This window comes from Desulfotomaculum sp. (assembly GCF_982386235.1).
Genome location: NZ_CEVWQM010000025.1, coordinates 57,362 through 67,055, shown reverse-complemented (window position 1 = coordinate 67,055; position 9,694 = coordinate 57,362). Strand labels below are relative to the sequence as shown.

The window sequence follows — 9,694 nt, the reverse complement described above, 5'->3', positions numbered from 1 at the left end:
CAGGTAGTATTTTTCAGCATAAACCGCTAAAAAATCTCCACCTTACCCTTGACTTCACAGAAGGGGTTATTCACTAGCAAAGGATGGTCTTAGGCCAGAATTACGAGTTTAGGGACTAAACTAAATTTGACAATTCCAATCGCTCTCTACGCGAGAGCGTGGATTGAAATAGTTTTTCATAACTCTCAGCTAAGGCTTTCGCATATTGTCGCTCTCTACGCGAGAGCGTGGATTGAAATTGATTGGCTCATTTCATCGCTAAACATGTTGCTTAGGTCGCTCTCTACGCGAGAGCGTGGATTGAAATTTTAATTGCTTTGGGAAGCGTGTATTCATAAGCCAGTCGCTCTCTACGCGAGAGCGTGGATTGAAATGACAACTTAGTGGGCAGACCTTTGAGAAAGAATGTCGTCGCTCTCTACGCGAGAGCGTGGATTGAAATCTTGTTTTTTCAATTCATAGTAATCTTCAAAAACAGTCGCTCTCTACGCGAGAGCGTGGATTGAAATCATTGTCTCCTCGTATTCTTATTGTAGGTGAAAGTCGCTCTCTACGCGAGAGCGTGGATTGAAATCCCCTTGTTTGGTCGTATATGCGGTGAGCGTGCGTCGCTCTCTACGCGAGAGCGTGGATTGAAATTTGATTCCCGTGGGCTGTCTATCCGCAAGGTAGCGTCGCTCTCTACGCGAGAGCGTGGATTGAAATTAATATTAGTATGTCAATACTTATTTGAAAATATAGTCGCTCTCTACGCGAGAGCGTGGATTGAAATAGATACACCACTTGGAATCAACCATTTAGTATTTGTCGCTCTCTACGCGAGAGCGTGGATTGAAATCATATCCAAAACTTAAAGAGTTACAATATAAAAAGTCGCTCTCTACGCGAGAGCGTGGATTGAAATTGTAACGAAAGTAGGTTAAAGCTAGATGTAGCAAGGTCGCTCTCTACGCGAGAGCGTGGATTGAAATTGTCTATTCTCGGCATTTTTTAATAATTGCTTAGGTCGCTCTCTACGCGAGAGCGTGGATTGAAATAATAGCTACAACTAGACCAGACATAGAGAGTGCTAAGGTCGCTCTCTACGCGAGAGCGTGGATTGAAATAACTTTTAAAAGAAAATAACCGGGATCACTGTCCCGTCGCTCTCTACGCGAGAGCGTGGATTGAAATTAGCAAGTCACAAATAATAATACTAGTGATCAAAGTCGCTCTCTACGCGAGAGCGTGGATTGAAATCGGTCTAGCCACGATATAATAAATCTAATACAAGTCGCTCTCTACGCGAGAGCGTGGATTGAAATATCCTCTGAATATATTTTAGATTCACAAAGTAATTGTCGCTCTCTACGCGAGAGCGTGGATTGAAATTATGCTCAACCAACAGCAGCGACATAAGCTCAAGTGAGTCGCTCTCTACGCGAGAGCGTGGATTGAAATCGCAATTGGTACATGCTTTATCTGTTACTAAGATTTGTCGCTCTCTACGCGAGAGCGTGGATTGAAATCCTATAACCCCTGCTGTTATGCTGTTATTCGGTTTGTCGCTCTCTACGCGAAAGCGTGGATTGAAATGGGCTAGGTATTTACCTGATACAATAATAACATAAGTCGCTCTCTACGCGAGAGCGTGGATTGAAATCACTCTTGACAGGTTTTGGGTTTTGTAAAGTGTTTGCAAGTCGCTCTCTACGCGAGAGCGTGGATTGAAATCAAAAACAGAGAATACCGACATTTATAGTAAATACGTCGCTCTCTACGCGAGAGCGTGGATTGAAATTACCCGATGCCATAGTCAAAAACATAGTGGTATACGTCGCTCTCTACGCGAGAGCGTGGATTGAAATATTTTCCATATGGATATTCATTCAATTCAATAAAAGTCGCTCTCTACGCGAGAGCGTGGATTGAAATTAGTCAGAGAGCATATGTCAAGATATGATTTTCTGTCGCTCTCTACGCGAGAGCGTGGATTGAAATTTTTACATTAATTACAACGGGTACTTCAGTTTCGTCGCTCTCTACGCGAGAGCGTGGATTGAAATAAAACTACCTCTAAAACTATGCCACCAATCATCATGTCGCTCTCTACGCGAGAGCGTGGATTGAAATATCTGTGGCACTGTTGCAGAGGGCTAGATATGCAAGTCGCTCTCTACGCGAGAGCGTGGATTGAAATAATCTGAAAGAAATAATGATCATATATCTACTTCAGGTCGCTCTCTACGCGAGAGCGTGGATTGAAATTTTCCTGTAGTTCTTTAGACTTTGACTTTCTATTCACGTCGCTCTCTACGCGAGAGCGTGGATTGAAATTTTAGTTCGTTTATATCTCCGGCAGACTGATCAAGGTCGCTCTCTACGCGAGAGCGTGGATTGAAATTCCATTAAAATTACAAAATAACTTATCCCAAACCGTCGCTCTCTACGCGAGAGCGTGGATTGAAATAATACTTAAAGGGTAAAATTACAGCAGAAAAGGGTCGCTCTCTACGCGAGAGCGTGGATTGAAATCTAATTTATCACTGGAAGAAGCTAAGAAAGTATGTCGCTCTCTACGCGAGAGCGTGGATTGAAATTCTCACGGGTGATATTAGTTTGTATGATAATTTAAGTCGCTCTCTACGCGAGAGCGTGGATTGAAATATTAATTTAATATCCAATATTTGGCAATCCTTTAGTCGCTCTCTACGCGAGAGCGTGGATTGAAATTATAGCAGCAGAAGTATATGCCCTTTTTTCAGGGTCGCTCTCTACGCGAGAGCGTGGATTGAAATTCCTTTGTGACTGATCCAGGGACAACCTATCAAGTGTCGCTCTCTACGCGAGAGCGTGGATTGAAATTGCCTACACCCGTTATTGATCCTACTACGCCAAGCGTCGCTCTCTACGCGAGAGCGTGGATTGAAATCTATTAATAGCCAGACACACGTTTATTTTCAGCGTCGCTCTCTACGCGAGAGCGTGGATTGAAATAATCTTACACATCAACAGATGAAAAAAGCATAAGTCGCTCTCTACGCGAGAGCGTGGATTGAAATTCCTTCTTGCATATATGATTTTACGTCAGTCCAAAGTCGCTCTCTACGCGAGAGCGTGGATTGAAATTCCCAAAAGGGGTGAAATAATGAATGTCCTAATTGTGTCGCTCTCTACGCGAGAGCGTGGATTGAAATTGTTTTACAAGAGAAAAGGCAGAAGAAGAACAAAGTCGCTCTCTACGCGAGAGCGTGGATTGAAATTGTAAGGGGCTCCTGTATTAGAGTTTCGTAAGTAGTCGCTCTCTACGCGAGAGCGTGGATTGAAATCAGATAAAGGCAACTAAATCTTTTGCAGGCATCCGTCGCTCTCTACGCGAGAGCGTGGATTGAAATGCTTTCCTTCGGAAATACGTTAACAAAGACATTGTTGGTCGCTCTCTACGCGAGAGCGTGGATTGAAATTCCTTTGCTTTACTCTGCCCTCGCCAAAATAGAAGTCGCTCTCTACGCGAGAGCGTGGATTGAAATCCAGGCTCTTTGGTTACAACAGGAGGATCTTGCTTGTCGCTCTCTACGCGAGAGCGTGGATTGAAATACAGCAACACAGGCAGGAGCTACTTATTACTTAGACGTCGCTCTCTACGCGAGAGCGTGGATTGAAATTTAATCACTACAACCATCCCAGTTTCCTGGTCATGTCGCTCTCTACGCGAGAGCGTGGATTGAAATTAAGGTATCTAAGGTTGGTTAGTTATGTTACATTTGTCGCTCTCTACGCGAGAGCGTGGATTGAAATTGGCCTAATTGGACCCTCAACGTGGTAGGCTCCGGGGTCGCTCTCTACGCGAGAGCGTGGATTGAAATAGGATCCCCGCCAACAGCAACACCGTATCTATCTGTCGCTCTCTACGCGAGAGCGTGGATTGAAATAATGTCCATAAAAGAGCCAGCCCGAGACGAAGAGGTCGCTCTCTACGCGAGAGCGTGGATTGAAATGTAAATGTAGCTTTTTCTTTTCCCGGTCAAACATAGTCGCTCTCTATGCGAGAGCGTGGATTGAAATTTTTGCTTGGTCGTGTTTTTCGGCAGGTGATCGTAGGCGCTCTCTACGCGAGAGGGTGGATTGAAATAACCTGTTTTAAATTTGGGTGAATAATGGTTTCACTTGTTCATAGCCACATTATAACTTAGTTTTTTATTTTTGTGCCTCACCCTGTGGGGGCATTAAAGGAGTTTTGGCATGAAGAAGAATGAAAACTTATCTGATTTAAGTTCATCTATTAATAATGATGACTCCAATAAAGTTAAAACAACAGCAGATAGTTTTAATAATGCACGTAATTGGGACTGTAATCCATGTCCGCCGTCTTGCAAACCGGGTCCTCCTGGTCCGCAAGGCCCCGCAGGAGTTCCCGGTCCACAAGGACCACAGGGTGAGCCAGGTCCCGCAGGTTCTCAGGGTGAAGCAGGTCCTGCAGGTGCACAAGGTCCCGCAGGAGCGCCTGGTCCAGAAGGACCACAGGGTGAACCAGGTCCGGCTGGCCCCGCTGGAGAAGTTGTTTTGGCTTTTGGATCTTTAAGAGGAAGTAATGTAGAGACACCTGGGGAAGCATTCGAACCCGTAACATTTACTGTGGCTGGACCTTTATCAGACACTATCACGGTTAGTCTATCGGGTAATGAATTAGTGGTAGGAGAAAGCGGAATTTATCAAATAACGATATCTATTAACGCTGAAGCCACCGTTGATCCAGATCCAGATCAACCATATCTAGAGGCAATTATTACTGTCAATGGTACAGCGATTTTTGGTGATACTAGTACCTTTTTTAAGATATCTAATAGAAGTAGTTCAACGTTTGTCGTTCAAGCCTCCTTAACAGAAGGAGATGAAGTAGGAACAAGTATTAGTACGACTTTTCCTGTTTTAGGTTATTTGAATCGCTCTTTAACCATTGTTCAATTAAGTAATTAAATAATTATCAATATTAGTGGGGCAAAACGAATATAAAATTGTTAAATATATTGTCAATTATGGGGTTTAGGAGCGGTTAAGTTACTTTCAATATAGATATTTGGATAAGATATATTCGCTTTAAGTATTTTACCGGAATTATCAGTTGTGACCTTGCAGAATATATTGAATCAAGCAAAAGGGGTTTTTGTAAGTTACAACAGATATTCCTTCAGCTACCCCTCCAACAAAGTGCTAAACTTTTAGCACTTTGTTAGAGGGAATTTTTATGTCTTTAATTGAGTGATGGTATTTCAGTAGAGAAGTATGCGGAACGGGGTGTGAACAATGATTTTCCGCAACAAAAAGGAAAGACGTTTGAGGTTATTTTGGCAATGATTTGGGAGGAGATTTGCATTGGGAAAAGAAAGGATTAGAACTTCAATAGAAGAAATAGTGGATTATTGGTTTTCAATAGTTGATGAGTGTGATTTAAGCGTGGATGCATCTGAGGCCCATGAAAGATGCTGGAGATGCGGATGTGAAAAATCTTTAGAAAGGTGCCACATTATTCCTGAACCTTTAGGCGGGGGGGATAAACCTTCAAATCTTGTGCTGCTTTGCCATAGGTGCCATTTAGAAAACCCGAATGTATCAGATCCGGAAATTATGTGGGATTGGCTTCGTGCCGATGGGACATCATTTTATGATACATTTTGGACATCCGTATCAAACAAAGCAACAATGGCAGGCATGTTTAGAATGGCGTTGAAAAAGTATGAAGAAATGTACACTTCTGCTGAAATGGACATTTAAAGCTGAGTGAGATTATTTGAAATCATGTGAGAAATATAAATTATATTCGGAAGTGAGGAACACTACAAGGGGATAGCAGCTTCTTCGGGCATCATGATTGTATCCTCAAGCCACGTGGAGTGTGCGGTTAAGGATAAGAAAGGTACTACACTTTGTTAGGAGAAAGCAGACCACCGTATTTTATACCAACAGGTAATAATAGAACGAAGGGGATTTATAAGTGAGTATTCAAATCTTCGGTATCAAAAAATGTTTTAATACTAAAAAAGCAGAACGCTATTTCAAGGAAAGAAGGATAAAATATCAATTTGTTGATCTGAGTATAAAGGGGCTAAGCCTAGGAGAGCTAAAAAGTGTTGCGGCTGCGATTGGATTAAATAACCTAATAAATAATCAATCCAAAGAATATAAAAAGCTTAATATGGATCACATCATTGGTGCCAATGTTAGGGAAGAGTTGCTGTTAAACAATCCTGGTCTTTATAAAACCCCGATCGTGCGTAATGGTAAAAAAGCAACAGTGGGCTATGAACCGGATGTATGGAAGAATTGGGAGTAAAAAATGGATTGGGAGAGTACGGGAGATTATAAAATAATGTATAATGAACTGATAAATTCATTCCTCGAAAATAGTGATCAAGAGCAAGCAGTCAAAATGGCCGCCTATATGAAAAATAATTTTCCTTTTTTGGGAATTCCTAAGCCTAAAAGAACCTCTCTTGGGAATGGATTGATGAAGAAAGCAAAGAAACAAAAAGGAATTGATTGGAATTTTGTTTTCATGCTATGGGAAAGGCCAGAGAGAGAATTTCAGTATCTGGCGATTGATTATTTGCTTGTGTTGAAAGACTATTTGCAAAAAAAGGATATTGATAATGTTTGGTTTTTAATAATTACCAAGCCTTGGTGGGACACAGTTGACACCATTGCCGGAAATATCACAGGAGTTTTGTGTCTTGAGCATCCCGAACTTATCAGCAGTCATATATTGAAATGGGCTGAAAGTGATCATATTTGGCTTGTTAGAAGTGCCATTTTGTATCAACTAAAATACAAAGAAAAAACGGATGCAGCATTGCTTGGTTTAATTATTAAACAAAATAGTGAAACCAAAGAGTTTTTTATTAACAAGGCGATTGGTTGGGCGTTAAGAGAATACTCTAAAACAAATAAAGAATGGGTAAAGGAATTTATTCAAACGAATACACTTAGCCCTCTTAGTGTCAGAGAAGGAAGTAAATATCTAGTGGTGTGATATATGAATTGGGTATAATAATCAAAAGTATAAGACGATAGGACTTCTATGCAAGGATCGGTGTAAAAGTGAGAAGGTAGCATCAAAGGAACCGTCCCCGCGATTCCCGCGGTTCTGAAGATTAAACCAATATAATGAAGGAATACGAAGGGAGACCTACAATGAAAAAACTATACGAGGGCAAAACCAAAGATGTTTTTGTCTTGGAAAACGGGAACTACCGCTTGATCTTCAAGGATGATGTGACAGGCGAAAATGGCGTTTTTGACCCAGGGGCCAACACAGTGGGACTTTCCATTGAAGGGATAGGAAAAGGGAACCTGAGGGTATCCGTTCTGTTCTTTGAAATGCTAAAAAATGCCGGCATTGAAACCCACTATGTAAGTGCAGATGTAGAAAATGGGACCATGGATGTCAAAGCAGCAAAGGCCTTCGGCAAGGGTCTGGAGGTTATCTGCCGCTACAAAGCGGTTGGCAGCTTCCTGCGCCGTTACGGAGCCTATGTGAAGGAAGGGGACAAGCTGAACGCTTACGTAGAAGCTACGTTAAAGGATGATGGAAGAGGAGATCCTTTGGTTACAGTGGAAGGTTTGGAGGCCCTAGGCATTATGTCTGCCGCGCAATTTGCAGAAATTAAAACAAGCACTCAGAAAATTACGGCTTTGATAAGTGCTGCGCTTCAGAGGAAAGGGTTGGAGCTATACGATATCAAATTGGAGTTCGGCGTGGACAACGCTGGCAATGTCATACTGATAGACGAAATCTCATCGGGTAACATGCGGGTCTATAAAGACGGCCAGGTTATGGAGCCGCTGGACTTGACTTCGGCACTGCTTTAGGATATGCCAACCGGACCCCCTGACCAGTGGCTGGGCACAGGCCATCCGGGGTGTTGCTGGATGATCGAACGAACGGACGAGAATTTAAGGGAACCCAAGCAGTTTCGCCCAACGAGTCGGTTAAATAGCAAAAATTCCTTGTGTTTTCATGAGGGTTTTACCGTCAAAGATAGAGGTTGAATATCTTTACGATAATTGTTATGCAAAGCATAGAGGCCAGCCATTCTCTGTTTGAGGGATTGCAACAGGATTTATGCGTTACTAGAGCATCGTTCCCGGGCGTGCGGTGTACAGGCACCACAAAAGCACACAATTTTTGATGCGTGCCTTGCGGAAGTCCTTGTAAAAAGGGATGCTAAGTTAGCCGAGGTATTTTTAATGACCTTGGCTTTTTTGTTTTCATTTCTAATTTATAGTTTGCTATCATTGACTATATGCAATTGTATGGATGGAGGGAAACAATGTTAGAAATAGAAGGAAAATACAATATAGCCAAAGTGTATACAGATATATTAGAAGAAGGCGCTGCTGTGCAGATTGAAACCCTTTGCAATCAGGAGTTTGTAAGAAAAAGCAAAATCCGAATTATGCCGGATGTCCATGCCGGTGCTGGTTGTACCATTGGAACCACCATGACCATTAAGGACAAAATTGTTCCCAATTTGGTAGGCGTGGATATTGGTTGCGGTATGGAAACGATCTTAATTAGCAATAAACGATTGGAATTGCAAAGGCTGGATAAGTTGATTTGCGAGAATATACCGTCAGGCTTTGCAGTGAGGAGAAAACCGCATCCGCATAATGAACAAATTGATTTAACGCAGCTTCGTTGTCTCAAGTCCGTACAGCTGGATAGAGCGCAAAAGAGTATTGGGACTCTGGGGGGAGGAAACCATTTTATCGAGGTAAATAAGGATGAGGAGGACAATCTTTATGTCGTGGTTCATTCGGGCAGCCGACATCTGGGTCTTGAAGTAGCTAAATATTATCAAGAGGCTGGCTATAGGCAGTTAAACCGTAATGACAAAGCAGACTTGGAGGCACTTATTACCCGCTGCAAGTCTGAAGGTCGGGATAAGGAAATCCAGAATGCCTTAAAGGAATTAAAAAATCAGGTACTGACAAAAATCCCCTTTACCCTTGCTTATGTAACCGGCAATCTGTTTGAGGACTATCTACATGATATGAAAATTGTCCAGCGGTTTGCAGAGCTAAACCGAAAGGCGATAATTACTGAAATAGTAAAAGGAATGAAATTAGAGGTAGTGGAGCAGTTTACCACAACGCATAATTACATTGATACCGATAGGATGATCCTACGAAAAGGGGCGGTATCTGCACAAAAAGGGGAGAGACTTTTAATTCCGATCAATATGAGGGATGGCAGTCTCATCTGCGTTGGTAAAGGCAATGAGGAGTGGAACTTTTCTGCCCCCCACGGTGCGGGAAGGCTTATGAGCAGGACCAAGGCAAAACAAAGCTTTACTGTCTCTGAATTTAAAAAACAGATGAAGAATGTTTATACGACATCTGTCAAGAAAGAAACCCTGGATGAGTGTCCGATGGCCTATAAGAATATGGCTGATATCGTAAACCATATTGGGCCGACGGCGGATATTGTAAAAAGGATCAAACCGATTTATAACTTTAAAGCCGGGGAAAAGGACTAATCGGCATGATATTTTGCTTAACCAGAGTGTACGAGTGTGGGGTTAGGTTTGAAATATTCCCTTATTAGAATTAAAGCGAAAGTATATAAAAATGCAGGGAATTGCTACACTTCTGCGATTGGTTGCGGTCCAATGAGAGTGAGCGGACAAATATGCACAAGTTAAGCGAAGCTTGGCAG

Annotated in this window: 6 protein-coding genes and 1 CRISPR repeat array; all 6 genes read left to right on the top strand. The window is 42.3% G+C overall.

The window, feature by feature from the left end; all coding sequences use genetic code 11:
- Window positions 1–138 precede the first annotated feature (138 nt).
- A CRISPR array of direct repeats spans window positions 139–4,111; the repeat unit is 32 nt; unit sequence GTCGCTCTCTACGCGAGAGCGTGGATTGAAAT.
- Window positions 4,112–4,221: 110 nt separating this feature from the next.
- Window positions 4,222–4,956, top strand: a complete 735-nt coding sequence (locus AC1U9Z_RS14195; protein WP_479958046.1) for a hypothetical protein — start codon at window positions 4,222–4,224, stop codon at window positions 4,954–4,956.
- A gap of 396 nt (window positions 4,957–5,352) precedes the next feature.
- Window positions 5,353–5,751, top strand: a complete 399-nt coding sequence (locus AC1U9Z_RS14190; protein ID WP_479958044.1) for an HNH endonuclease — start codon at window positions 5,353–5,355, stop codon at window positions 5,749–5,751.
- Between the two features lie 220 nt (window positions 5,752–5,971).
- Entirely contained in the window at window positions 5,972–6,310 is a 339-nt protein-coding gene (locus tag AC1U9Z_RS14185; protein ID WP_479958042.1) for an arsenate reductase family protein, read from the top strand.
- 3 nt (window positions 6,311–6,313) lie between these two features.
- Window positions 6,314–7,006 (top strand): DNA alkylation repair protein, encoded by a 693-nt coding sequence (locus tag AC1U9Z_RS14180; protein ID WP_479958040.1) that lies wholly within the window; start codon window positions 6,314–6,316, stop codon window positions 7,004–7,006.
- A gap of 161 nt (window positions 7,007–7,167) precedes the next feature.
- Window positions 7,168–7,845, top strand: coding sequence for a phosphoribosylaminoimidazolesuccinocarboxamide synthase (locus AC1U9Z_RS14175; RefSeq protein ID WP_479958038.1), 678 nt, complete (start codon window positions 7,168–7,170; stop codon window positions 7,843–7,845).
- Window positions 7,846–8,306: 461 nt separating this feature from the next.
- Complete coding sequence (locus AC1U9Z_RS14170; RefSeq protein WP_479958036.1) at window positions 8,307–9,515, top strand: RtcB family protein; 1,209 nt, start codon at window positions 8,307–8,309, stop codon at window positions 9,513–9,515.
- Window positions 9,516–9,694: the final 179 nt, after the last annotated feature.

Bases quoted from the DNA above. Each gene is read 5' to 3' on its own strand.
- AC1U9Z_RS14195 (WP_479958046.1), top strand. From the start codon at position 4,222: ATGAAGAAGAATGAAAACTTATCTGATTTAAGTTCATCTATTAATAAT.
- AC1U9Z_RS14180 (WP_479958040.1), top strand. From the start codon at position 6,314: ATGGATTGGGAGAGTACGGGAGATTATAAAATAATGTATAATGAACTG.
- AC1U9Z_RS14175 (WP_479958038.1), top strand. From the start codon at position 7,168: ATGAAAAAACTATACGAGGGCAAAACCAAAGATGTTTTTGTCTTGGAA.
- AC1U9Z_RS14170 (WP_479958036.1), top strand. From the start codon at position 8,307: ATGTTAGAAATAGAAGGAAAATACAATATAGCCAAAGTGTATACAGAT.